General features: G+C 60.3%; 25 protein-coding genes. 13 read left to right on the plus strand and 12 right to left on the minus strand.

Annotated elements, in window-relative coordinates; genetic code table 11:
* Window positions 1–32 precede the first annotated feature (32 nt).
* Both CH92_RS12220 and edd read right to left on the minus strand, forming a co-directional pair.
* On the minus strand, window positions 33–1,004 hold the full coding sequence (locus CH92_RS12220; RefSeq protein ID WP_025242053.1) for a glucokinase: 972 nt from the start codon (window positions 1,002–1,004) through the stop codon (window positions 33–35).
* Window positions 1,001–2,830 carry a phosphogluconate dehydratase gene (gene edd, locus CH92_RS12225; RefSeq protein ID WP_025242054.1) on the minus strand — a complete coding sequence of 610 codons (1,830 nt, stop codon included), beginning with the start codon at window positions 2,828–2,830 and terminating at the stop codon, window positions 1,001–1,003. The genes CH92_RS12220 and edd overlap by 4 nt, the downstream gene beginning before the upstream one ends.
* Window positions 2,831–2,951: 121 nt before the next feature.
* On the opposite strand from edd, the gene gap reads away from it, so the two are divergent.
* Together gap and CH92_RS12235 are read left to right on the plus strand one after the other, a co-directional pair.
* Complete coding sequence (gene gap, locus CH92_RS12230) at window positions 2,952–3,953, plus strand: type I glyceraldehyde-3-phosphate dehydrogenase (protein ID WP_025242055.1); 1,002 nt, start codon at window positions 2,952–2,954, stop codon at window positions 3,951–3,953.
* Window positions 3,954–3,998: 45 nt separating this feature from the next.
* Window positions 3,999–4,472, plus strand: a complete 474-nt coding sequence (locus CH92_RS12235; protein ID WP_025242056.1) for a methylglyoxal synthase — start codon at window positions 3,999–4,001, stop codon at window positions 4,470–4,472.
* Here CH92_RS12235 and scpB read toward each other — a convergent pair.
* The 5 genes from scpB to CH92_RS12260 all read right to left on the minus strand — a co-directional run bounded on the left by scpB (window position 4,466) and on the right by CH92_RS12260 (window position 8,912).
* A complete protein-coding gene (gene scpB / locus CH92_RS12240; protein WP_025242057.1) occupies window positions 4,466–5,233 on the minus strand; it encodes an SMC-Scp complex subunit ScpB in 768 nt (255 codons plus the stop codon). The genes CH92_RS12235 and scpB overlap by 7 nt on opposite strands.
* Window positions 5,230–6,090, minus strand: coding sequence for a segregation and condensation protein A (locus CH92_RS12245; protein WP_025242058.1), 861 nt, complete (start codon window positions 6,088–6,090; stop codon window positions 5,230–5,232). Before CH92_RS12245 ends, scpB begins: the two co-directional genes overlap by 4 nt.
* Before the next feature lie 65 nt (window positions 6,091–6,155).
* Window positions 6,156–7,331: a tryptophan--tRNA ligase gene (locus CH92_RS12250; protein WP_025242059.1), complete on the minus strand. Its 1,176-nt coding sequence runs from the start codon at window positions 7,329–7,331 to the stop codon at window positions 6,156–6,158.
* A gap of 77 nt (window positions 7,332–7,408) precedes the next feature.
* Window positions 7,409–8,032 carry an L-threonylcarbamoyladenylate synthase gene (locus CH92_RS12255; protein ID WP_025242060.1) on the minus strand — a complete coding sequence of 208 codons (624 nt, stop codon included), beginning with the start codon at window positions 8,030–8,032 and terminating at the stop codon, window positions 7,409–7,411.
* 13 nt (window positions 8,033–8,045) lie between these two features.
* Complete coding sequence (locus tag CH92_RS12260) at window positions 8,046–8,912, minus strand: PHP domain-containing protein (RefSeq protein ID WP_025242061.1); 867 nt, start codon at window positions 8,910–8,912, stop codon at window positions 8,046–8,048.
* A 176-nt stretch (window positions 8,913–9,088) separates the two neighbouring features.
* On the opposite strand from CH92_RS12260, the gene ispZ reads away from it, so the two are divergent.
* The 6 genes from ispZ (at window position 9,089) to CH92_RS12290 (ending at window position 13,101) form a co-directional block, all read left to right on the plus strand.
* Window positions 9,089–9,670 (plus strand): septation protein IspZ, encoded by a 582-nt coding sequence (gene ispZ, locus CH92_RS12265; RefSeq protein ID WP_025242062.1) that lies wholly within the window; start codon window positions 9,089–9,091, stop codon window positions 9,668–9,670.
* An 8-nt stretch (window positions 9,671–9,678) separates the two neighbouring features.
* Window positions 9,679–9,978, plus strand: a complete 300-nt coding sequence (locus CH92_RS12270; protein ID WP_025242063.1) for a YciI family protein — start codon at window positions 9,679–9,681, stop codon at window positions 9,976–9,978.
* Window positions 9,979–10,052: 74 nt separating this feature from the next.
* Window positions 10,053–10,439: a hypothetical protein gene (locus tag CH92_RS12275; protein ID WP_025242064.1), complete on the plus strand. Its 387-nt coding sequence runs from the start codon at window positions 10,053–10,055 to the stop codon at window positions 10,437–10,439.
* 19 nt (window positions 10,440–10,458) lie between these two features.
* Complete coding sequence (locus tag CH92_RS12280) at window positions 10,459–11,136, plus strand: response regulator transcription factor (RefSeq protein WP_025242065.1); 678 nt, start codon at window positions 10,459–10,461, stop codon at window positions 11,134–11,136.
* Window positions 11,137–11,271: 135 nt separating this feature from the next.
* Window positions 11,272–11,676 (plus strand): Spy/CpxP family protein refolding chaperone, encoded by a 405-nt coding sequence (locus CH92_RS12285; RefSeq protein ID WP_025242066.1) that lies wholly within the window; start codon window positions 11,272–11,274, stop codon window positions 11,674–11,676.
* Between the two features lie 75 nt (window positions 11,677–11,751).
* Window positions 11,752–13,101, plus strand: a complete 1,350-nt coding sequence (locus CH92_RS12290) for a sensor histidine kinase (protein ID WP_025242067.1) — start codon at window positions 11,752–11,754, stop codon at window positions 13,099–13,101.
* A 3-nt stretch (window positions 13,102–13,104) separates the two neighbouring features.
* On the opposite strand, the gene CH92_RS12295 is transcribed toward CH92_RS12290, so the two are convergent.
* Window positions 13,105–13,671, minus strand: a complete 567-nt coding sequence (locus CH92_RS12295) for a nitroreductase family protein (RefSeq protein WP_025242068.1) — start codon at window positions 13,669–13,671, stop codon at window positions 13,105–13,107.
* A gap of 110 nt (window positions 13,672–13,781) precedes the next feature.
* The gene (locus tag CH92_RS21650; RefSeq protein WP_080689998.1) at window positions 13,782–14,153 is read right to left on the minus strand and encodes a YkgJ family cysteine cluster protein; all 372 of its coding nucleotides are present in this window, start codon (window positions 14,151–14,153) and stop codon (window positions 13,782–13,784) included.
* 189 nt (window positions 14,154–14,342) lie between these two features.
* On the opposite strand from CH92_RS21650, the gene CH92_RS12300 reads away from it, so the two are divergent.
* Window positions 14,343–15,794 (plus strand): TrkH family potassium uptake protein, encoded by a 1,452-nt coding sequence (locus CH92_RS12300; protein WP_025242069.1) that lies wholly within the window; start codon window positions 14,343–14,345, stop codon window positions 15,792–15,794.
* A 5-nt stretch (window positions 15,795–15,799) separates the two neighbouring features.
* Here the strand turns inward: CH92_RS12300 and CH92_RS12305 are convergent, their stop codons facing one another.
* Together CH92_RS12305 and CH92_RS12310 are read right to left on the minus strand one after the other, a co-directional pair.
* The gene (locus CH92_RS12305) at window positions 15,800–16,240 is read right to left on the minus strand and encodes a nucleoside deaminase (protein WP_025242070.1); all 441 of its coding nucleotides are present in this window, start codon (window positions 16,238–16,240) and stop codon (window positions 15,800–15,802) included.
* 79 nt (window positions 16,241–16,319) lie between these two features.
* Complete coding sequence (locus CH92_RS12310; protein WP_025242071.1) at window positions 16,320–17,249, minus strand: DUF808 domain-containing protein; 930 nt, start codon at window positions 17,247–17,249, stop codon at window positions 16,320–16,322.
* 244 nt (window positions 17,250–17,493) lie between these two features.
* Between CH92_RS12310 and CH92_RS12315 the strand changes: the two genes are divergently transcribed.
* The 4 genes from CH92_RS12315 (at window position 17,494) to CH92_RS12330 (ending at window position 21,260) form a co-directional block, all read left to right on the plus strand.
* Window positions 17,494–17,811 carry an Mpo1-like protein gene (locus CH92_RS12315; RefSeq protein WP_025242072.1) on the plus strand — a complete coding sequence of 106 codons (318 nt, stop codon included), beginning with the start codon at window positions 17,494–17,496 and terminating at the stop codon, window positions 17,809–17,811.
* Between the two features lie 171 nt (window positions 17,812–17,982).
* Complete coding sequence (locus tag CH92_RS12320; RefSeq protein WP_025242073.1) at window positions 17,983–19,371, plus strand: adenylate/guanylate cyclase domain-containing protein; 1,389 nt, start codon at window positions 17,983–17,985, stop codon at window positions 19,369–19,371.
* Between the two features lie 65 nt (window positions 19,372–19,436).
* Window positions 19,437–20,204: an AraC family transcriptional regulator gene (locus tag CH92_RS12325; protein WP_025242074.1), complete on the plus strand. Its 768-nt coding sequence runs from the start codon at window positions 19,437–19,439 to the stop codon at window positions 20,202–20,204.
* A gap of 150 nt (window positions 20,205–20,354) precedes the next feature.
* A complete protein-coding gene (locus CH92_RS12330) occupies window positions 20,355–21,260 on the plus strand; it encodes a DMT family transporter (RefSeq protein WP_025242075.1) in 906 nt (301 codons plus the stop codon).
* An 81-nt stretch (window positions 21,261–21,341) separates the two neighbouring features.
* Here the strand turns inward: CH92_RS12330 and CH92_RS12335 are convergent, their stop codons facing one another.
* Window positions 21,342–23,078 carry an IlvD/Edd family dehydratase gene (locus CH92_RS12335; RefSeq protein ID WP_025242076.1) on the minus strand — a complete coding sequence of 579 codons (1,737 nt, stop codon included), beginning with the start codon at window positions 23,076–23,078 and terminating at the stop codon, window positions 21,342–21,344.
* Window positions 23,079–23,114 lie beyond the last annotated feature (36 nt).

Genomic DNA, 23,114 nt, shown 5'->3' on the forward strand with positions numbered 1-23,114 from the left:
CCTTCTCTTGTTATTTATCGTTTCAAGGCGGATCAGGGCCCGCTTGGCACGTCCTCCAACAACTGCTGCAATGCGACACCCGCGCCGTCCAGGCCAGGATAATCGGCCGTCACTATCCAGACCGGAACGTCGTCAAAATAACGGCTCATGCAACCTTTGTCGCGAAAGCTCTGACGAAAGCCGCTGCGCATGAAGAGCTCGACAAACCGCGGCACTATACCGCCGGCCAGATAGACACCGCCGCGTGCACCGGTGGTCAGCACATTATCGCCAGCAATCCGACCCAACCATACACAGAATTGTTCCAACACCGCTGCAGCGGTTGTATCACCGCTCAACGCAGCCGCTGTCACTTCTGCCGGGGTCGTCAGGGTCGCAAGCTCGCCATCCAGCACGCAGCTCGCTCGGTAGAGCTCCAGCAGGCCCCCGCCGCTGAGCACAGCCTCGGCGTTCACATGGCCGAGCTTTTCGTGCAGGCATCCCCAGAGCGCGGCCTCACGGACACTGCCGATCGGCAGGCAAACGTGCCCCCCTTCGCCGGGTAAAGCATGCCAGCTACCGTCTGGCATCGGCAGCAGCGTAGCAACACCGAGGCCAGTCCCCGGCCCGATCACCAGACGCGCACGACCCGGCTCGGATTGCCCTTCGCAGACGCTGATCAGCTCGCCGTCACGCAGACGTGTCATGCCCAGCGCCATCGCCGTGAAGTCGTTGATCAGCAATAGATCGCTCAACCCAAGGTCCTGACAGAAGGCCTTACGACTCAGGCGCCAGTGATTGTTGGTGAATACGAACTCGTCGCCCGAAACCGGACCGGCACAGGCCAGGCAGACCGCCTGCAGCGCCTCGACGCTCTGGCCTACGTCTCGAAGATAGGCGCGAATGGCGTCTTCCGGACGCGGATAATCGATGGTCGGCAGTACCCTCACCGACTCGATCTGCTGATCACGCCACAGCGCGAAGCGGGCATTGGTGCCGCCGATATCGCCTACCAGTGCCGTCACTTGAGCGCCTCCAGCTCCTCGGTAAATACGCTGGCGCCCTTCTCCGCCGGGCTGAACGCCGAACGCAGGAAGCCGAACAGCTCGCGCCCACAGCCGATCCCCAGATCGCTTGGGGCCATCACCCGCTCACGACTGTCGAACTCGGCCTGGTCGACCAATATACGCAGCTCGCCCGTGTCGCCGTCGACGCGGATGATGTCGCCGTCGCGCACTCGGCACAACGGACCACCGTCGAGCGCCTCGGGGCTCACGTGAATTGCGGCCGGCACTTTGCCCGACGCGCCCGACATGCGTCCATCGGTGACCAGCGCCACCTTGTAGCCGCGATCCTGCAGCACACCGAGAAACGGCGTCAGCTTGTGCAGCTCCGGCATGCCGTTGGCCTTCGGTCCCTGGAAGCGCACCACGGCGATGAAATCCTTCTCCAGCTCGCCGTTCTTGAACGCCTGCGCCAACTCGGACTGGTCGCTGAACACTCTCGCAGGCGCTTCGACTACGCGGTGCTCCGGCGCGACCGCCGAAATTTTGGTTACGCCACGCCCGAGGTTGCCTTCCAGTACACGCAAGCCGCCCTCCGGCGAGAACGGACGATCGGTGGGACGCAGGATGGCTTCGTCGAGGCTATCTTGCGGCCCCTCCCGCCATACCAGCCGTCCGTCTTCTAGGAAGGGTTCCTGGGTGTATTGCTTGAGCCCCTGGCCCATCACGGTATAAACGTCTTCGTGCAACAGGCCGGCATCGAGCAGCGTACGCACCATGAACGGCACCCCGCCACAGGCATGGAAATGATTCACGTCCGCCTGGCCATTGGGATAGACCTTGGCCAGCGTCGGCGTCACCGCCGAGATGTCGGCCATGTCCTGCCAGGTCAGCTGGATGCCCGCCGCCTGGGCAAACGCCGGAATGTGCAAGGTGTGATTGGTCGAGCCGCCCGTGGCGTTCAACGCCACCACCGAGTTGATGATCGCCTTCTCGTCGACGATCTTGCACATCGGCAGGTAGTTGCCGGACTGCGGGGTCAGGCGCGCGACCTGACGCGCCGCCTCGCGGGTCAGCTCGTCGCGCAACGGGGTATAGGGATTGACGAAGGACGAGCCCGGCAGGTGCAGCCCCATGATTTCCATCACCACCTGATTGGTGTTTGCCGTGCCATAGAAGGTACAGGTGCCCGGGCTGTGATAGGACAGCATTTCCGACTCCAGCAGCTCTTCGCGACTGGCCTTGCCTTCGGCGTAGCGCTGGCGAACCTCGGCCTTCTGCTTGTTGGGAATACCCGACGGCATCGGCCCGCCCGGCACGAACACCGCCGGCAGATGGCCGAAGCGCAGGGCGCCGATCATCAGGCCCGGGATGATCTTGTCGCAGATGCCCAAATACAGCGCCGCATCGAACATGTTGTGTGACAGTGCGATGGCGGTCGACATGGCAATCACCTCGCGACTGGCCAGGCTCATTTCCATCCCCGCCTCGCCCTGGGTCACACCATCGCACATGGCCGGTACACCGCCGGCGAACTGGCCGATCGAGCCGACATCGCGCAGCGCCTGCTTGATGATCTCCGGGAAATGCTCATACGGCTGGTGCGCCGACAGCATGTCGTTGTACGCCGATACGATGGCCACGTTGGCCTCGTTCATCAGGCGCAGCTGCTGCTTGTCGCTGGTTGACGCACAACCCGCGACACCATGCGCGAAGTTGGCGCATTGCAGCTTGCCGCGCTGAGGTCCGTCGCTCGCCGCGCCGGCCATCTGGGCAAGGTAACGCTGCCGCGACGGCCGGCTGCGCTCGATCAAACGTTCGGTAACTTCTTGAATCCGCGGGTGCATGCCATCACTCCTGCTCGTGAATCTGTAGTTTTACCTACAAAACAACATGTATTTGGGCTTGATTTCTATTTTGACAGGAATAATCTTGTAATTCCTACAACAAATTCCACCAGGTCCCATTATGACTATTCGCATCGCCATCAACGGCTTCGGCCGTATCGGACGCAATGTCCTCCGTGCCCTGTACAGCCAGAGCTACCGCGAACATTTGCAGGTCGTGGCGATCAACGACCTCGGCAGCTCGGCGATGAATGCCCACCTCTTGCAGTACGACAGCGTCCATGGTCATTTCGACGCAAAAATTGAGGTCGGTGATGATCGGCTGGTGGTCAATGGAGACTCGATCGCCGTGACGGCAATCCGCAACCCGGCGGAACTGCCTTGGCGCCAGCACGAAGTCGATGTGGTCTTCGAGTGTACCGGTCTCTTTACCTCCCGCGAAAAAGCCAGCGCCCATCTGGAAGCAGGTGCCGGCAAGGTCATTATTTCCGCTCCGGCCTCCGGTGCCGATGCCACCATCGTCTACGGCGTCAACCACGACATACTCCGCCAGTCGCACCAGATCATCTCCAATGCGTCCTGCACCACCAACTGCCTGGCCCCCGTCGCCCAGGTGCTGTCTCGCGAGTACGGTATCGAGCACGGGCTGATGACCACCATTCATGCCTATACCAACGACCAGAACCTGTCTGACGTCTACCACAGCGATCCCTACCGCGCGCGCTCGGCCACGCAGTCGATGATCCCGACTAAGACTGGCGCAGCCGAAGCCGTTGGCCTGGTCTTGCCAGAGCTGGCCGGCAAGCTGACCGGCATGGCGGTCCGAGTGCCAGTGATCAATGTCTCGCTGGTGGACCTGACCCTGGAGCTCAGCCGGGAAACCAGCGCAGAGGAAGTCAATGCACTGATGCTGGACGCCAGCCGACGCTCGCCCATACTGGCCTGTAACTCGCTACCGCTGGTTTCCTGCGATTTCAACCACAACCCGATGTCTTCGATTTTCGACACCAACCACACCAAGGTTAGCGGACGCTTGCTCAAGGTGATGGCCTGGTATGACAACGAGTGGGGGTTTTCCAACCGCATGCTGGACACCTGCCGCGCCCTGCACGAAGTACCGTAACCGGCAATTCGGCTCAACCACTACTCAGCAATCCCAGGGAAGAACATGAACCGCATCGATTTCGTTACCGCGACACTGCCCGCACGCAAACGCATCGCGCTGGTCGCGCACGATCACTGTAAGGAGCGCCTGCTGGACTGGGCGGATCGGCAGAAACAGAAACTGGCGAACCACGAACTGCTTGCCACCGGTACCACCGGCCTGCTACTCGGGCGTCGCCTGGAACTGCCGGTGGAATGCATGATTAGCGGTCCGCTAGGTGGAGATCAGCAAATCGGTGCGCGCATTGCCGAACGGCGTATCGACATGCTGGTGTTCTTCTGGGACCCCTTCGAACCGCAGCCCCATGATCCAGATGTGAAAGCGCTGCTGCGGGTTGCCGCCGTGTGGAACATCCCGCTGGCAGCCAACGAGAGCAGCGCCGACTATCTGCTTTCGAGTCCGCTCCTTGATGAGGCCCACTGCTTGAGTATCCCGGACTATGACAGCTATCTGTCAAGTCGGCATGCGGATCAATAGTCGCGGCGAGCCTCGTCTGGAACGCTTTGGCTTTCATCTTCCGCCTCGTCGCGCAAATCGTCGAAGTCGGTCTTGAGCCCGGTTTCCATGCTGTCCAACTCCGCGAGTAGGCTGCGGAAGCTGGTCTGCTCACGTGGCGTTTCCGATTCGAGTTCAGCGTCAACGCGGGCCTGCAATGCCGCCGGAACGGGCGCCTCTTCGACATCGACCGGTAACGCCTCGGGCTCCATCTCGCGCAATACCGCCAACGGCGGTAGTTCATCCAGGTTCTTCAGGTTGAAGTGATCGAGAAACTGCTTGGTGGTAGCAAACATAGCCGGTCGCCCCGGAACATCGCGATGGCCCACCACGCGCACCCACTCGCGCTCTAGCAGCGTTTTGACGATCTGGCTGTTGACCGCGACGCCGCGGATATCCTCGATTTCTCCACGGGTTATCGGCTGACGGTAGGCGATCAGAACCAAAGTCTCCAACAAAGCGCGCGAATAGCGTTGTGGCCGCTCTTCCCAGAGCCGCCCCACCCAGGGCGAGAAACGTTCACGCACCTGCAGGCGGTAGCCGCTGGCGACTTCTTTCAGCTCGAACGCCCGCCCCTTGCAGGATTTGCCGAGCACATCGAGCGCCTTACGCAGCAGCGCCGGCGCTGGACGCTCGACCTCGTCGAACAGCTCGGCCATACGCTCAACAGACATTGGTTTGCCTGAGGCCAGCAAAAACGCTTCGAGCAACGAAGCAAGATCCTTTGGATCGGTCAGATTCACAGACTTGGCTCCGTTGACTCCTGAGCCAGCAGTGACGATTCCTCGCTACGGGCTCTGACATGAATCGGCGCGAACGGCTCGTTCTGCACCAGCTCGACCAGCGACTCCTTGATCAGCTCCAGCACCGCCATGAAGGTCACCACCACACCCAAACGCCCTTCTTCAGCAGTGAACAGCGCAACGAAGGGTACAAAGGCACCGCCCTTGAGTCTCTCCAGTACATCGCTCATCCGTTCTCGGGTCGACAGTGTTTCGCGCGTGACCTGATGGCTCTCGAACATATCGGCCCGGCGTAGCACCTCAGCCATGGAGATCAGCAACTCCTCGAGGCTCACCTCGGGCAGCAGCTTGCGCGCCCGCGCGTCCGGCGCATCGATTCTCGGCACATGCAGCTCGCGGCCGACACGCGGCAATTGATCGATATCTTCGGAAGCCGCCTTGAAGCGCTCGTACTCCTGCAACCGACGGATCAGTTCAGCGCGCGGGTCGAGCTCGTCCTCCTCCACCTCGGCCGAGCGCGGTAGCAACATGCGCGATTTGATCTCAGCCAGCATCGCGGCCATTACCAGGTATTCGGCAGCCAGCTCCAGACGCACCGCTTTCATCAGCTCGACGTAGCCCATGTACTGGCGAGTGATCTCCGCGACCGGGATATCGAGGATGTCGATGTTCTGTTTGCGGATCAGATAGAGCAGCAGGTCCAGCGGTCCCTCGAATGCCTCGAGAAATACTTCCAGCGCGTCTGGCGGAATATAGAGATCCTGCGGCAGGTTATTGAACGCCTCACCATAGACCAGGGCCAGCCGCAGCTGCTCGCCGGGCGGATCGATCGCCGCCTCGGCCTGGGGTTCCAGCATGCTCACTCCACGGGAAGAACGAATGTTAATGGCGGCGACAGCTTATGCCGGTCGCCGCATGGGCTCTAGCGGTAATTCAGGCCCATGGCCTGGCGGACGACTACCAGGGTGTCGCGGACTTCGTCGCGAGCCTGCTCGGCGCCTTCAGCAAGAATGCTACGCACCAGGTCCGGATTCTGTTCGTAGTCCTGAGCCCGCTCCTGAAGCGGCGCCAGCTCGAGTTTGATCGCCTCGATCAGCGGCGCCTTGCATTCCAAACAACCGATTCCAGCACTGCGGCAGCCCTGCTCGGCCCACTGACACACATCTTTCCCCGAATGAGCCAGGTGCATCTGCCAGACCGGGCAGCGCGTCGGCTCGCCCGGGTCGTGCCGGTGCACGCGTGCCGGATCGGTAGGCATGCGCTTGATCTTCTCTTCGATCTCCTCAGGCGAATCGCGCAGAAAGATTGAGTTACTTGCCGATTTGGCCATCTTGCCGCCATCCAGGCCAGACAGTTTCGGGGAATCGCTCAGCAGGGCCTGCGGCTCAGGGAGCAATAACTTGCCGCTCCCTTCCAGATATCCGTAGAGGCGCTCCTGATCACCGATGGTGATGGTCTGCTGATCCTTGAGCAGTGCGCGGGCGGTATTCAGCGCCTCGAGGTCGCCCTGCTCCTGGTAGCTCCTGCGCAGGCTGGCGTAAAGCTTGGCGCTTTTCTTGCCAAGCTTGCGTATCGCCGCTTCGGCTTTCATCTCGAAGTCGTCTTCGCTGCCGTACAGATGGTTGAAGCGCCGCGCCACATCACGCGCGAATTCGATGTGCGGCAGCTGATCAGCACCTACCGGTACGACCCCGGCACGATAGGCGAGGATGTCGGCCGCCTGTAGCAGTGGGTAACCCAGGAAGCCGTAGGTGCCGAACTCTTTTTGCTGTGAATCGAGCTGCAGTTCTTTGTAAGACGGCACGCGCTCCAGCCAAGCCAATGGACAGATCATTGACAAAAGCAGGTGCAGTTCGGCGTGCTCAGGTACCTGAGACTGAATGAAGAGAGTCGCTGAGCTGGGGCTGACGCCGGCCGCCAACCAATCGATTGCCATGTCTTGCACGTTGCGGGCGATATCGGCACCGACCGCGTGATCGGTAGTCAGGGCATGCCAGTCGACGATACAGAAGAAGCACTGATATTCATGCTGCATCCTGACCCAGTTCTTCAGTACGCCATGGTAATGGCCAAGGTGAAGGCGACCGTTGGGCCGCATCCCAGAGACCACACGTCGCTGCGAATCCATGGAGCTCAAAAGGGTTTCCTTCGTAGTTGTCGAAAAGGCGAATCGGGTCAGGCGGCGAAGGGCGCGGGATCACCGCACCCCACGCGGACCACTTCCGGATCGCCGTCCACCAGACTGATGACCGTCGAGGCCTCGACGCCACCGTAACCTCCGTCGATGATCAGGTCCACCTGATGCTCCAACGCATCGCGCATTTCATAGGGATCGCTCATCGGCTCGGTCTCGCCGGGCAGAATCAGGCTGACGCTCATCAACGGCTCGCCCAATTCTGCAAGCAGCGCCTGAGCGATCGGCTGTGCCGGGACACGCAGGCCAATGGTGCGACGCTTGGGGTGCAGGAGCATCCGTGGCACTTCTCGGGTAGCACTGAGGATGATGGTGTACGGGCCTGGCAGGTGCGTCTTGAGCAGACGGAAAGCCGCGGTGTCCACCTTGGCAAATAGGCCGAGCTGGGACAGATCACGGCAGACCAGCGTGAAGTTGTGCTTGTCATCGAGCTGGCGCAGGCGGCGAATACGTTCGATGCCGGCTTTGTTGCCCATCGCGCAGCCGATGGCGTAGGACGAGTCGGTGGGATAAACCACCACACCGCCGTTGCGAATGATCTCCACGGCCTGCTTGATCAGCCTGGCCTGCGGGTTGTCCGGATGAATCTGGAAAAACTGGCTCATGAAAACTCCCTGCTCAGCGGGCAGCAGACTCGCATGGTTCATGATCGAAATGCCTCCACAATGGCTGCAGATCCTCCGGCAAGGTCCGATACATACCCAACTCCGACCAGTCGCCTGGCGCATGGAAATCGCTGCCGATACTGGCCATCAGGCCGAACTCGCGAGCGAGAATTGACAATCCACCAACCTGCTCCAGCGGCTGCATGCCATTGACGACTTCCAACGCGTGTCCACCGGCCTGGGCGAACTCGGTGATCAGGCGGCGCCGCTTGCTACGAGTGAATTCGTATTGCCAGGGGTGCGCCAGGCTGATCCAGGCACCCGCGTCGCGCAGCGTAGATACGGTTTGCTCAAGGCTCGGCCAGTGCTGTTTGACGTCACCGAGTTTGCCCGAGCCGAGCCACTTGCGAAACGCGTCGGCACGGTCGCGGACGTGGCCGGCGCGCACCAGAAATTCGGCAAAGTGTGGACGTGCCGGGGCGTTGCCGCTGTCACCCAGTTCCTGCTGCACGGCCCGCGCGCCTTCCAGCGCGCCCGACATGCCCTTCGCCTCCAGACGCTGAGCAATCAGCTCCGCGCGACGCCACCGGCCCTCGTGCAGTTCCGCGATGGCCTGCTGCAGCGCAGCGGCGTCACGGCGAAAGGCGTAACCGAGGATGTGTACGGTGGCGCCACTCCAAACGCACGAAAGCTCGATACCGTTGACCAGCTGGACACCCAACGAGGCCGCCTTGGCACGAGCGACATCGAGGCCTTCCAACGTGTCGTGATCGGTCAGCGCGAGCAATTCGATGCCGCGTGCATGTGCCCGCTCAACTAACGCGTCAGGCGAAAGCACGCCGTCCGACGCAGTACTGTGGCAATGCAAATCAACAATCATTCGGACCTACTCTCCAGGGCTTGGCGGCATATTTTTCTGACAGTCGCTATCGGCGCTCGTGCCGTCATACATTTCGCCAAAGCTTGCGCCGCGTCCAGGAAATGGTCAGCGGACAACGTTCCGCCAAAAGCGCGGTTTGCTATTATGCCGGCCACATCCCGCTTCTGGCTCTCTTCGTGAAACAAATCGTCGACTTCATTCCGCTGTTGCTGTTTTTCTTGGTGTACAAGCTTGAGCCCAGAACCTTTGAAATGGCGGATCTGAATGTCACTGTGGGCGGCATTTTTAACGCGACGGCTGTGCTCATTGCCAGTTCGGTGGTCGTATATGCCGCGCTGTTCATTCACCAGCGCCGGCTGACCAAGAGCCAATGGCTAACACTTGGCGCATGCCTGCTGTTTGGTGGACTGACCCTGGCCTTGCACAGCGAATCCATACTCAAATGGAAGGCTCCGGTGCTGAACTGGTTGTTCGCGCTGGCGTTCACCGGCAGCCATTTCATCGGCGAGAAAACCCTTATCCAGCGCATGATGGGACACGCCGTGCGGTTGCAACCCGCGCAATGGACAAAGCTTAATGTCGCCTGGATCCTGTTCTTTCTCATCTGCGGCTTCGCCAATCTTTTCGTGGCTTTCGTCTATCCCTCTATCTGGGTCGACTTCAAAGTGTTTGGCAGCCTGGGACTGACGCTACTTTTCATGGCGGGCCAGGCCGTCTACCTGACCCGTCACATGCAACCCGAACCTGAAGAATCATAGGAGTAAATATGCTCTACGCCATTATCGCTACGGACGTAGCCGGCTCGCTGGAGAAGCGTCTGGCCGCCCGCCCGGCCCATCTGGTGCGTCTCGAACAGCTGAAAAACGAAGGCCGTATGATTCTGGCTGGTCCGCATCCAGCGGTCGACAGCAACGACCCGGGCGCTGCCGGGTTCACAGGAAGCCTGGTGGTCGCCGAGTTCGAATCCCTGCAAGCCGCCGAAGCATGGGCAGCAGCTGACCCGTACAAGGCTGCCGGCGTCTACGGCGAAGTGGTGGTAAAACCTTTCAAGCGGGTCTTTCCCTGAGTTGATCGGCTGACGCTGTCAGGTATTCGTTTGGCCGTAGGGCTTCTACGGCCGTTAAGGAAAAAGGAGTTCCGATGCGCCAAGGTTCGCTAGCCCTGCTGTTTGTCCTGAGTGTTGCCTCGCCGCTCGTGAATGCCGATGAAAGTGCAATCGATCCACCTCCCGAACGACAACAGGTGGAGCCCGAAGGACGTCGGTTCGACAACGAACTAACGCCTGAAGCGCCCGACGATAGCCTCAGCACGGCCATCACCGATGCCGAACGGGCGCAGCTGGCGCACCTGCGCCAGGAGAACCATCAGCTACGTATGCAGTTGCAGCAGGCACCCTCAAAGGCGCAACCGCAATTGTTGAGTGACCAGCAGCAGTGGTTCGCCGTAGGCGGTGGCGTCGGTGTGCTGGGTTTCTTACTGGGCGTCCTGGCTACGCGCGGACGTCGCCGTCGGCAATGGCTGAACTGAAGCGGATACGAGCGAAGGCATGAGCGAACTGTTACTGATCGACGACGACGAGGAACTTTGCGAGCTGCTGGTGAGCTGGCTGGCCCAGGAGGGTTTTATCGCACATGCCTGCCATGACGGTCAGAGCGCCCGTGCGGCGCTGGCCGAACATCAGCCGGCAGCGGTAGTGCTCGATGTGATGCTGCCAGACGGCAGTGGCCTCGAATTACTCAAACAACTGCGCAGCGAACACCCTGACCTCCCGGTGTTGATGCTCTCCGGACGCGGCGAACCGCTGGATCGTATCCTCGGCCTGGAACTGGGCGCAGACGATTATCTGGCCAAACCCTGCGATCCTCGCGAGCTTACCGCTCGACTACGTGCCGTGTTACGGCGCAGCCAGCCGGCAAGCACACCGAGCCAACTGGAACTAGGCGATCTTTGTTATAGCCCGGCGCGCGGCGTTGCCAGCATCGGCGAGCACGAAGTCACCCTGACGCTTTCCGAAGGCCGCATTCTAGAAGCGCTGCTCAGCCAGCCTGGCGAGCCTTTAGACAAGCAGGCACTGGCGCAGTTGGCCCTCGGGCGCAAGCTGACCCTGTACGACCGCAGCCTTGACATGCATGTCAGCAACTTGCGCCGCAAGCTGGGCCCGCACCCGGACGGTCGTCAACGCATCGTCGCACTGCGCAGCCGCGGATACCTCTACGCCTCCTGAGCGGCTTTACCGAGCCTTTACCCTGAGCTGACCGCCCTTGACCTTGCGCGCCCTAGACTGAGCTCATCCGATCCAAGCCAGCAATGCGCAGCAGCGCTTCTGGCGATCGGTTTTCACACTAGGAGAGACCTCATGATGCGCAAGACCCTTATTGCAATGCTGTTCGCTTCCACTCTTCCCGCTATCGCTATGGCCATGCCCGACGAAGGGCATCGCCAGCACGGCGGCAAGCATGCACCTTTTGAACAGCTGGACCTGACCAAGGAACAGAAGCAGAAAATGCGCGAGCTGATGGGCGAGCAGATGAAAAGCCATCGTGAAATCACCCAGCGCTACCTGGACAAGCTGCCCGAAGCCGAGCGCACATCCATGCAGAATGAGCTTAAGAGCAACAAGGAAAAATCACAGAAGCAGATACGCGACCTGCTGAAGCCAGAACAGCAGAAGAAGTTCGACGCAATGCAAGAAAAGATGGCAGCCAAGCGAGCTGAGCGCGCCGAGTTCAAGCAGTGGAAAGCCGAGCGCGATCAGAAGAACTGATCACGACTAAACATTTTCCCGGCTCGCGCCATACAAGGGGAACGCGTGCCGGGCTTTACCGTGGAGCATTCAGCGGTGCGATCACTGTTCTGGCGTATTCTCGCAACGTTCTGGTTAGCCATTGCACTGGTGGCAGCGCTGGCCGTGCTCCTCGCTCACGCCCTTAACCAGGACACTTGGATCCTTAACCGTCATCCCGGCGTGAATGGGCTGGCCGAAATATGGACTAAAGTCTACGAGCGGCAAGGTCCGATAACGGCGCAGTTTCTGCTCGAACGTCACCGTCAACGCTTCGATGTCGACGTACAGGTATTAGCCGAAAACGGCCAGCCCATCATCCGCGGGACCTTTCCGGCTCGCGCCGCCGCGTTCGAGGCAAGACAGGAAAATCGGGAGGGGCGCCTGCCCTGGCGACGCCTGACCAGTGACTACACCAGTCCCGATACCGGCATTACCTATCTGTTCATCTACCGCATCCCCAATCAGGAATTACAGGCCTGGCATCGGGGAAGTCTGTTCTGGCCCCTGAGTGCGATAGCGATCGCCTTGGTCGTGCTAACCGGTTTCAGCCTATTGCTGACCTTGTCAATTACTCGCCCGCTCGACCGTCTACGCAGCGCTGTGCATGATCTTGGGCAAACTACGTATCAGCAAAATTCGCTCGCCCGACTGGCCAAGCGTCGCGATGAGCTGGGTGTACTGGCCAATGACTTCAACCGCATGGGCGCTCGACTGCAAAGCCTGATCGGCAGTCAGAGGCAGCTGCTGCGTGATGTTTCGCATGAGTTACGCTCGCCCCTTGCACGTCTGCGTATCGCTTTGGCACTTGCCGAACGGGCGACCCCCGCGGAGCGGGAGGTCATTTGGCCGCGATTGGCCAAGGAGTGCGACCGGCTGGAAGCGCTGATCAGCGAAATTCTGGAACTGGCCCGCCTTGATGCCGATCCAGGCGAGTCCATCACCATCGATCTCCCGTCGATCTTTCAACAGCTCGAAGAGAATGCGCGCATCGTCGCCCCAACCCAGCGCATTGATACCCGAATGGGGGCAACTATTGAGTTGCTCGGCTGGCCGGACATGCTTGAGCGAGCGCTGGACAATCTGTTGCGCAACGCCCTGCGCTTCAACCCAGAAGGTAAGCCAATCGAGCTGAGCGCCGATAGAGATGGCGACTGGCTTCTACTGAGCATCCGCGATCATGGCCCTGGCGTGGATCAAGCCCATCTCGCGCAATTGAGCGAGCCATTCTTTCGCGCGCCAGGGCAAACCACCGCTGGTCATGGTCTCGGATTGGCCATCGCCCGTCGTGCTGCCGAGCGACACGGCGGTGAATTGCTATTGGGTAATCATTCAGATGGTGGTTTCATCGCCAGCTTGAAGCTGCCATTGAACCCGACCAGACCCGCTCTACCGCGCCCGGTTTGAGCACTATTGAGCTCGACCCCATCGGCTAACGAATTGCTGAGGATCCAAGCCCGACGGAGTCCGCACATTGCCCTCCGGAGTGCCCAGGTAGATAAAGCCGATCACCTGCTCGTTTTCCTCCAGCCCCAGCTGTTGCGCCACGTGATTGTCATAGGAGAATTCGCCGGTACGCCAGACTGCACCCAGCCCCTGAGCATGGGCGGCCAGCAATAAACCATGCGCCGCACAGGCGGCAGCGAGCACCTGCTCGGATCCGGGAATTTTCGGATGCGGCGATACCCGAGCGATAGCGACGACCAGCAGCGGCGCGCGCAGCGGCATTTTGCGCGCCTTGTGTAGCGCTTCCTCGGGCGCATCCGGCTGGCGCAGACGAAGCGCCTCGACGAACAGGTCGCCCAACTCGTCGCGCGCGTCGTCCTGAATGGTCAGAAAGCGCCACGGCCGAAGCTGACCGTGATCCGGTGCGCGCAGCGCAGCACGGAACAACACGTCCAATTGCGCGGCAGTCGGCGCCGGATCGGCGAGTCGCGTAACGGAAACGCGGTTGAGTAGCAGGTCGAGAGCATCCATCCAAAACCTCCAAAAACGAATCGGACATTCTAGGGCTGTTGGGGTTTCATCGCGACCACGCGGCATTCTTTTGGCAACCGCCAATAGTTGAAATCGCTAGCAGAAGAGCGTCAGGCGACCCTGTCGGGCGACAATTGCGGCTCTAATGGAGGCGTCAACGGCGGCAGGCCATGGGCTGCCCGAGCCGCGTCACAATGGGCGTTGTACTGACCATCAGCCCAAGACGCTTCGAATTCGCGACAAGTGCTCGAGCGCTGCTCGTACATCGTGCATCGCACGCCGCATCCCACATCGCCGATCAACCCGACGCAGCGCGCCGGCTTGGATTCTGTCCCGAGCATCGCGACGTGAAACGGGCCGACCTGCACGGTGGCACCGTCGGGAACTGTTCCGCCGGAAGAGGCGCATTCGCCCCAGAAAAAAGACACACGAAAATACGCGCAGCAGGCACCGCACGTGAGGCAGGGATTGTCGATCGACATGGAAGGTGAACATCCAGAAACCGGGAAAGGGCCGGCGCCCGGGCGGCTATTCTAATCATCGCAACGAACTTGGGAAGAGCCTTCAAGGGTGCGCCACAAAAGATTTTTTTGCAGGTCGATAGCCGGTTTACTGCCGCTTCGACAGGCGTAGAATGGCGGCCTCATTTTCGAGCCGAGCATCAATCAAAAATGGCCTTGCCGACGCTGCGCATTATCGGTTTTATCCTCGGCATTTTTCTAATCACCCTCTCAGTCAGCATGGTCATTCCGATGATCACGTTGTTCGCCTTCGAGCGCACCGATGACCTCCAAGCGTTCATCTGGGCCAGCCTCATTACCTTCAGCTGCGGCTTCGCTCTGGTGGCGCCAGGCCGCCCGGCAAACACCCAGCTGCGCCCTCGCGACATGTATTTCCTGACGACCATAAGCTGGGTGATCGTGTGCTGCTTCGCCGCCCTACCACTGATGCTCATTCAGCACATCAGCTATACCGATGCGTTTTTCGAAACCATGTCCGGCGTTACCACTACTGGCGCGACTGTGCTTTCAGGGCTGGATAGTGCCTCGCCGGGCCTGTTGATGTGGCGATCGTTGCTGCACTGGCTTGGCGGCATCGGCTTTATTGGCATGGCGGTGGCGATTCTGCCATTGCTGCGAGTCGGTGGCATGCGCTTGTTCCAGACCGAGTCATCAGACTGGTCGGAGAAGGTCATGCCCCGCTCGCACATGGCTGGCAAGTACCTGATCGTAATTTATTTGACGTTTACGCTGGCGGCCTTCGTGGCATTCTGGCTGGCAGGGATGAGCGGCTTCGACGCCATCAACCATGCGATGTCGACCGTGTCGACGGGAGGGTATTCGACGTCAGACGCCTCCCTTGGCAAATTCAGCCCGGCATCGCATTGGGTTGCGATCTTTTTCATGGTCCTGGGCAGTTTGCCGTTTACCCTGTACGTCGCCACAGCAAGAGGCAATCGCGGAGCGTTGTTGCGCGATCAGCAAGTAAGGGGCTTTCTTGTGATGCTGACCCTCACCAGCTTGCTGTTTAGCGGCTGGTACTGGCTCAACCATGACGACAACTTGCTCGACTCGCTGCGAATCGTGACGTTCAGTGTGGTATCTGTGATCACCACCACTGGCTTCGCCGTTACCGATTACACCCAATGGGGTGGTTTCGCCGTGATGGCATTCTTCTACCTCACCTTCCTCGGTGGATGCTCCGGTTCCACTTCAGGCGGATTGAAGATGTTCCGCTTCCAGGTCGCCTACGCCCTGTTGCGTTCGAACCTCAAGCAACTTGTTCACCCGCGAGCAGTGATCCGCCAGCAGTACAACGGGCACAACCTCGACGAAGAAATCGTCCGTTCGATTCTGACGTTCTCTTTCTTTATCACCATGACCATCGGCGTGCTGGCCCTATGTTTGGCGCTGCTTGGCTTAGACCCGATCACCGCACTCACAGGCGCGGCTTCAGCGGTCTGCAACGTTGGGCCTGGACTAGGGCCGATCATTGGTCCAGCCGGCAACTTCTCGACTCTGCCAGACGCCGCCAAATGGTTGCTCTCGGTCGGTATGCTGCTTGGACGTCTGGAAATCATCACCGTCCTGGTGATGTTGACCCCGTCGTTTTGGCGCCACTGATGCCGTTACGTTTCGCCGATATCCTCATTCCACAGCTCAGGGCTGTTGGCGATGAAGCTGCGCATCATCTCAATGCAGCGCGCATCCTGCAGCACTTCGACCTCGACGCCGCGACCGCGTAGCAATAGCTCTTCGCCCAAAAATGTCTGATTTTCGCCAATCACGACTTTGGGAATCCCGTAGAGCAAAATGGCCCCGCTACACATCGAGCAAGGCGACAGAGTCGTATAAAGAACCGATTCGGCATAAACACTGGCCGGTTGCCGTCCGGCATTCTCGAAGGCATCCATCTCTCCGTGCAGCACCGCGCTGCCCTGCTGAACGCGCCGGTTGTGCCCACGGCCGATGATTTGGCCCCGATGGACGATTACCGAGCCGATCGGGATGCCGCCTTCGGCCAGCCCCATCGTTGCCTCGTCGATTGCCGCCTGCATGAATGCATCCATCCGCTTTTGCTCCGCTGATATTCACAACCAATAATCAGGCTGACGCAAAGACCGGACCGCGCGCACTCAACGTGAACGCTCAAGCCGCGTCAGTCTTGCCCTTGATCAGCCGTCCACCCAAGGTAACCACCGCAAAAACCAGCCCACCGGCGAGTATGCCGAAGGCTGCATCGAGCACGGTTGGCAGCAACCCTGCCAATACCGAGCCGACATAGGGCAGCGCCACCGTGTGCTCAGCGCTGTCCTCGATAAAATGATGAATCGCCTTGATGCCATGGGTGAGAATGCCGCCACCGACCATGAACATCGCCGCGGTACCGATCACCGATAGCGATTTCATCAACCAGGGCGCCAGCGTCAGGATGCCACGGCCGATCGCCTGCGCAGCGCCACTCGCGGTCTTGCTCAACGCCAGACCGGCATCGTCCAGCTTGACGATACCGGCAACCAGTCCGTATACACCGATGGTCATGATGATTGCTATGCCTGCCAGCACCGCCAGTTGTTCAGTGAAACTCGCGGCAGCCACGGTTCCTAGGGTAATGGCGATGATCTCAGCCGAGAGGATGAAGTCGGTGCGCACCGCGCCGCTGATCTTGTCCCGCTCGAAGGCGACCATGTCGACATGCGGATCTGCCAGCGCCTGCAACTGTTGTTCATGGTGATTGTCGTCCCGATGCAAAAAGCGATGCGCCAGCTTCTCGAACCCCTCGAAACACAGAAACGCGCCACCCAGCATCAGCAACGGCGTAATCGCCCATGGGATGAACGCACTGATAAGCAGAGCGGCCGGTACCAGAATCAATTTATTACGTAACGATCCCTTGGCCACGGCCCAGACGACGGGCAATTCCCGATCGGCCTTGACGCCCGTGACCTGCTGGGCATTGAGCGCGAGATCGTCGCCCAGTACACCCGCGGTTTTTTTCGCGGCAACCTTGGTCATGACGGAAACGTCATCGAGAACCGTCGCGATATCGTCAATCAGGGCAAGCAGGCTACTGGCCAACGCTGGGTGTCCTTTTTCGGAGGTTACAAAAGAGCGGCGTGCGTATAGGCATTGGAAACTAAGGCCCTCGCGCCGTAGCACAAGTTCCGGCACAACATGCAACAGCGCTGGCGGTACCGCCACGGCCAGCCAGTATGGCAGCAGAGCGTCCCCAATGCCGGGTCGCAACTCTCAACCTGAAAGGCGTGGCCAGCAAGCGCCAGTGAATCTAGACTGCGACGATGACAATAACAGGAGGTGCAGCATGAGCACGCAAACCGCCGAACGCTTTACCCGCTTTGCTGATTTTTATCCGTTCTACCTGGCTGAGCATAACAACCGCACCTGTCGCCGCCTGCACTACGCGGGGAGCCTGCTGGTGCTGGCCATCCTTGCCTATGCGCTCATCAGTCAGCAATGGCTGTGGCTACTGGCAATGCCGGTGGCTGGATACGGATTTGCTTGGGTCGGCCATTTCATTTTCGAGAAGAACCGGCCTGCGACATTCCAGTATCCGCTGTACAGCTTTTTGGGCGACTGGGTCATGCTCAAGGACATGCTCACCGGAAAAGTTCGCTTCTGATGGCTGGCCCGGATAATGCCTGGCCGATACTGGCAACCCGTCACGGATTGGACGGGCGATTTGGCGCAACGGCAATGACTTAGTTATGATCGCCGGTCAGCGACGTTCGATGCGCTGTTGCTTCCAACGGCGCATGCCAGAGCGCTGAGACCTTTCAGGGATAGTACCTTCATGCCAACCGTGACCGGTGAACGGCGTAACGGCCTCGCGACTCGCCCCTTGCGCGAATACTACGCCCGGGTTTTCGCTTATCTGACCTGCGCCGCCACACTCGCCGCCGGTGTTTATACCCAGCAATTCGCGCTCGACCTGCTATGGATGGTTCCTTACACCCTCCTCTATCCGCATTTCGCCTATCACCTGAGTTATCGCTTCAAGCGCGAATATCCGGAACAGACTTCGCAGACTCTACTGTGCCTCGACGCCTTGAATGCAGGCGCTGGGATCGTGCTGCTCGGCTGCATCCTGGTACCGAGCATGATGTTTTTACTGACGCTGGGTTTCAGCGCGTTGGTTATTGGCAGCCTGCGCCATCTATTAATGACCATGCTGATGGTGACTATCGGTGTCGGGCTCACCAGCCTGCTGGTGCCTTTGCGCTTCGACGGCGCGACCCCGATTCTGGTGGCCGCGGTCAGTATTCTGTTCACCAGCATGTATGTGTGTGTCACGGCCTACTACGTGCACCAGCAGGGGATACGGCTGGCGCAGGCGCGTCGCGAAGTGGAAGCCCAGCAGGCCAAAGCCGCGCGGCTGGCCCGTAATCTGGCCAAATACCTGTCTCCGCAGGTGTGGGAATCGATCTTTTCCGGCAAGCGCAGTGTACGGCTCGAAACCCAACGCAAAAAACTCACCGTTTTCTTCTCCGACATCAAGGGCTTCACCGAGCTCGCCGAAGAGCTGGAAGCCGAAGCCCTGACCGACCTGCTCAACAATTATCTCAACGAGATGTCGAAAATAACCCTCAAGTACGGCGGCACTATCGACAAGTTCGTTGGAGACTGCGTGATGGTGTTCTTTGGCGACCCTACCAGCCAGGGCGCGAAAAGGGACGCGGTTGCTGCGGTATCGATGGCTATTGCCATGCGCAAGCACATGAAGGTGCTGCGCCAGCAATGGCGAGCGCAAGGCATCACGAAGCCGATGGAAATCCGCATGGGAATCAATACCGGCTACTGCACGGTAGGTAACTTTGGCGCCGATACCCGCATGGACTACACCATCATCGGTCGCGAAGTGAATTTGGCCAGTCGACTGGAAAGCTCCGCCGAAGCCGGCGAGATTCTGATCTCTCACGAGACCTATTCGCTCGTCAAAGACGTGATCATGTGCCGCGACAAAGGTCAGATCAGCGTCAAGGGCTTCTCGCGACCCGTGCAGATCTATCAAGTGGTAGATTTCCGCCGCGATCTGGGCGCGACCAACAGCTTCGTCGAGCATGAGTTGCCAGGATTCTCGATGTACCTGGATACCAACGGCGTGCAGAACTTCGACAAGGAGCGCGTGATCCAGGCCCTCAACCAGGCCGCCGACAAACTGCGCGATAAAGTCATCATGTAGTGCCAACGGCACGCGTCGGATTCCGCCGCTGCCGGCCACGCCATCCGCTTGCAGTCGAGGTCAACATGTCGCCCATCCTGTCCCTGCGTCATTACAACCAGGACCAGGTCATTCACAGCCATCAACATACGCAATTGGTATTCGGCCTGCGTGGACAGCTGGATTTCGAGATTGATGGACACGGTAGCCGCATTCAACAACAACGCCTTGCTGTAGTACCCAGTGATGCGCGCCACGCATGCGGTAGCACCGATGGCAGCCTCTGCCTGGTCGTGGACATACCCGATGGCGGCTGGTTGCAACAGCACCTTGGTCATCACGCCAGCTCCACTCAGCGCTTTCTGGAGCAGTCCGCAGCACTACAGCTGACGCCATCCCAAAGTCAGCTCGTCAGTTGGCTTGCCGCGAGCCCGATCAACGATTCGATTATCGGCGCACAAGGTGCAACCTTGCTGCTGGCCAGCCTGGCGACAGGCTGCGAGCCAATCGGCCGACTGCAGTCGCTTCCGCTGGCCGCGCTCCATGCCCATGTCGACCGCCATCTGGCACATCCACTTGAAGTCAAGGATCTCGCGCGATTGGCCGGCCTCTCGGTACAACGCTTCCACGTGCGTTTCGTCAGCGAAACGGGCCTGACACCACAAGAATTCATCCGATTGCGCCGCCTGCAACAAGGCCGAGAGTTAGTGAGCAGTACCCAGTTGGCGGTCGGCGAGATCGCCGCACGCGTCGGCTATGCCTCGCAAAGCGCCTTCACGGCGGCTCTCAACCGCCAATACGGCACCACGCCTCGCGCCATCCGCCGCGAGCCGCTCGACAAATCACGAGACTGACGCGACAGACGAGCCGCCCCGCACGACTTAACCTAGTTGCTCAACGCTGTGGGCGAAGCCCTAACGTATATCGCGAGGCTCCATGATCACCTTGTTCGACACTCTTGCGTCCCCTTTTCAACGACTCCGCTCAAAGCAGGCGGATCGACCGTGACCCACCGCAATGCCTTATTGGCGATCCACTTCGGCGCGCTGATGTTTGGCCTCTCGGGAGTATTCGGCAAGCTGGCCGAAAGTCCGCCCCTGCTCATCACCTTTGGCCGCGCACTGTTCGCCGTCATCGCCTTGTTGCTGGCAGCGCAGTTCTTGCGTGTCGGCGGCAACCGTCCAAGCGGGCGGCAGCGTGTTGGCCTGTTGCTCGGCGGCGTGCTGTTGGGCGGGCACTGGCTCACCTTCTTCATGGCCGTAAAGATCGGAGGGGTCGGCATCGCCACGCTGGGCTTCGCCAGCTTCCCGGCCTTCACGGTGCTGCTTGAAGGGCTACTGTTCCGCGAGCGCACCCGTCCGGTCGAGTTCGCCATGGTGGGCCTGGTATGCGCAGGCCTGCTGCTGGTGACGCCACACTTCGATCTGGCCAGTGAGAGCACCGTAGGGCTGCTCTACGGCATCTTCTCGGGGCTTACGTTCGCCCTGCTCTCGCTGCTCAACCGTGCCGTTACCCGCGGCGTCGACCCGGTACAGGCCGCACTTTGGCAAAACGGCACCATCCTGCTGTGTCTGCTGCCTGTCACCTGGACCTCACTTCCCGCGGTGCCTGCGCTGGATTGGCTATGGCTGGCCCTGCTCGGCGTGTTCTGCACGGGGCTTGCACACAGCCTGTTCGTGGCGAGCCTCAAGGTGCTGAAGGCTCGGACCACCGCGGTTATATTTGCCCTTGAACCGGTCTATGGCATTGCGTTCGCGTGGTGGCTGTTCAATGAGCAACCCACCCTGCGCATGCTGCTCGGCGGCACATTGATCATTCTGGCGACGGTGATCACCAGCCGTCTCAAGGTCCCAGCTGCGCCGGCAGCTGTTACGCCACTCGCGGAAAGACCTGCAGCGCCCCGCTCATAAGATGCCTTGACGATTCAGCCACCTCCAAACGGCGGCCAGCCATTTGCCCTGCCCGCCTCTCCTTTGCTGTCCAACGACCTGTTAGTGGGAATGACGCGGAACCTCGGCACCGCGGCATCCGACGAGGAAGTCGAAGTCGCAGCCTTTGTCCGCCTGCAGTACATGGTCAACGAACAGCCGCCGATACCCACCGTCCCACAGCAAGCCCTGCCGTGGCTGCCAGGTCGCCAGGCGCTCTTGCAGCTCTGCATCTGAGATATCCAGATGCAGCCGCCCAGCGATGCAATCCAGCTCGATGAAGTCACCGTTTCGCACCACGGCTAAAGGCCCGCCTGCAGCCGCTTCCGGGGCGACATGCAGCACTACGGTGCCGTAAGCAGTCCCGCTCATCCGCGCATCGGAGATCCGCACCATGTCGGTAATTCCCTTCGCCAGTACCTTCGGCGGCAGCCCCATGTTGCCGACCTCGGCCATGCCCGGATAACCCTTGGGCCCACAGTTCTTCATCACCAACACGCAGGTTTCATCGACGTCCAGCTCCGGATCGGCGATGCGCGCCTTGTAATCGTCGAAGTCCTCGAAGACCACCGCACGCCCCCGGTGCTTCATCAGCTCAGGGGTCGCCGCGGAGGGTTTCAACACCGCCCCGCTGGGTGCCAGATTGCCGCGCAGCACGCAGATGCCGCCGTCCTCGCGCAGCGGATTGTCCAACGCACGGATCACCTCGTCCTGCCCGTAGATCGGTGCTTGGGCGCAGTTGTCCCATAGCGACTTGCCGTTGACGGTCAGCGCATCGGGGTTGGGCAACAGCTGGTTTTCACCCAGCCGGCGAATCACTGCGGGCAACCCACCGGCGTAGTAGAACTCCTCCATCAGGAAGCGACCGGAAGGTTGCAGATCGACGATGGTCGGCATGCCCCGCCCGATGCGCGTCCAATCATCCAGATCGAGTTCGACGCCAATGCGCCCGGCGATGGCCTTGAGATGGATCACCGCATTGGTCGAACCGCCAATCGCGGCATTGACCCGAATGGCGTTCTCGAACGCCTGCTTGGTCAGCACCTTGGACAGCCGCAGGTCTTCCTCGACCATCTCGACGATGCGCATGCCGGACAGGTGTGCCAGCACGTAGCGCCGCGAATCCACGGCGGGAATCGCGGCGTTGTGCGGCAGCGAAGTGCCCAGCGCCTCGGCCATGCAGGCCATGGTCGAGGCCGTGCCCATAGTGTTGCAGGTGCCGGCCGAGCGCGACATGCCGGCCTCAGCCGAGAGGAACTCATCGAGACTGATCAGGCCGCCCTTGTACGCCTCGTGCATCTGCCAAACGATGGTCCCGGCGCCGATGTCACGGCCGTTGTGCTTGCCGTTGAGCATCGGACCGCCGGTAACGACGATGGCAGGAACGTCGCAACTTGCCGCCCCCATGAGCAACGCCGGAGTGGTCTTGTCGCAGCCAGTGAGCAGCACCACCGCATCGATGGGATTGCCACGAATCGACTCCTCCACATCCATGCTGGCCAGATTACGGGTGAGCATGGCAGTCGGCCGGAGGTTCGATTCGCCATTGGAGAACACCGGAAACTCCACCGGAAATCCGCCTGCTTCCAACACGCCCTTCTTCACGTGCTCGGCGATCTTGCGAAAATGCGCGTTGCAAGGGGTCAGTTCGGACCATGTGTTGCAGATGCCGATGATCGGCTTGCCCTGGAATTCGTGATCCGGGATGCCCTGATTCTTCATCCAGCTGCGGTACATGAAACCGTTCTTGTCGGTGGTGCCGAACCATTGAGCGGAGCGTAGGGGGCGTTTGTCGGTCATTTGCGATGCACCTGTTTCAGCGGCTGACCTGCCGGG

It is taken from the genome of Stutzerimonas stutzeri (genome assembly GCF_000590475.1).
In the GTDB taxonomy this organism is placed as follows: Bacteria; Pseudomonadota; Gammaproteobacteria; order Pseudomonadales; family Pseudomonadaceae; genus Stutzerimonas; species Stutzerimonas stutzeri_D.

Bases quoted from the DNA above. Each gene is read 5' to 3' on its own strand.
- CH92_RS12235 (WP_025242056.1), top strand. From the start codon at position 3,999: ATGAACCGCATCGATTTCGTTACCGCGACACTGCCCGCACGCAAACGC.
- CH92_RS12280 (WP_025242065.1), top strand. From the start codon at position 10,459: ATGAGCGAACTGTTACTGATCGACGACGACGAGGAACTTTGCGAGCTG.
- CH92_RS12335 (WP_025242076.1), bottom strand. From the start codon at position 23,078: ATGACCGACAAACGCCCCCTACGCTCCGCTCAATGGTTCGGCACCACC.
- CH92_RS21650 (WP_080689998.1), bottom strand. From the start codon at position 14,153: ATGTCGATCGACAATCCCTGCCTCACGTGCGGTGCCTGCTGCGCGTAT.
- CH92_RS12270 (WP_025242063.1), top strand. From the start codon at position 9,679: ATGCTCTACGCCATTATCGCTACGGACGTAGCCGGCTCGCTGGAGAAG.
- CH92_RS12295 (WP_025242068.1), bottom strand. From the start codon at position 13,671: ATGGATGCTCTCGACCTGCTACTCAACCGCGTTTCCGTTACGCGACTC.
- CH92_RS12325 (WP_025242074.1), top strand. From the start codon at position 19,437: ATGTCGCCCATCCTGTCCCTGCGTCATTACAACCAGGACCAGGTCATT.
- CH92_RS12285 (WP_025242066.1), top strand. From the start codon at position 11,272: ATGCGCAAGACCCTTATTGCAATGCTGTTCGCTTCCACTCTTCCCGCT.
- CH92_RS12255 (WP_025242060.1), bottom strand. From the start codon at position 8,032: ATGAGCCAGTTTTTCCAGATTCATCCGGACAACCCGCAGGCCAGGCTG.
- CH92_RS12250 (WP_025242059.1), bottom strand. From the start codon at position 7,331: ATGCGGCCCAACGGTCGCCTTCACCTTGGCCATTACCATGGCGTACTG.
- CH92_RS12260 (WP_025242061.1), bottom strand. From the start codon at position 8,912: ATGATTGTTGATTTGCATTGCCACAGTACTGCGTCGGACGGCGTGCTT.
- CH92_RS12275 (WP_025242064.1), top strand. From the start codon at position 10,053: ATGCGCCAAGGTTCGCTAGCCCTGCTGTTTGTCCTGAGTGTTGCCTCG.
- gap (WP_025242055.1), top strand. From the start codon at position 2,952: ATGACTATTCGCATCGCCATCAACGGCTTCGGCCGTATCGGACGCAAT.
- CH92_RS12320 (WP_025242073.1), top strand. From the start codon at position 17,983: ATGCCAACCGTGACCGGTGAACGGCGTAACGGCCTCGCGACTCGCCCC.
- CH92_RS12245 (WP_025242058.1), bottom strand. From the start codon at position 6,090: ATGCTGGAACCCCAGGCCGAGGCGGCGATCGATCCGCCCGGCGAGCAG.
- CH92_RS12315 (WP_025242072.1), top strand. From the start codon at position 17,494: ATGAGCACGCAAACCGCCGAACGCTTTACCCGCTTTGCTGATTTTTAT.
- edd (WP_025242054.1), bottom strand. From the start codon at position 2,830: ATGCACCCGCGGATTCAAGAAGTTACCGAACGTTTGATCGAGCGCAGC.
- CH92_RS12300 (WP_025242069.1), top strand. From the start codon at position 14,343: ATGGCCTTGCCGACGCTGCGCATTATCGGTTTTATCCTCGGCATTTTT.
- CH92_RS12305 (WP_025242070.1), bottom strand. From the start codon at position 16,240: ATGGATGCATTCATGCAGGCGGCAATCGACGAGGCAACGATGGGGCTG.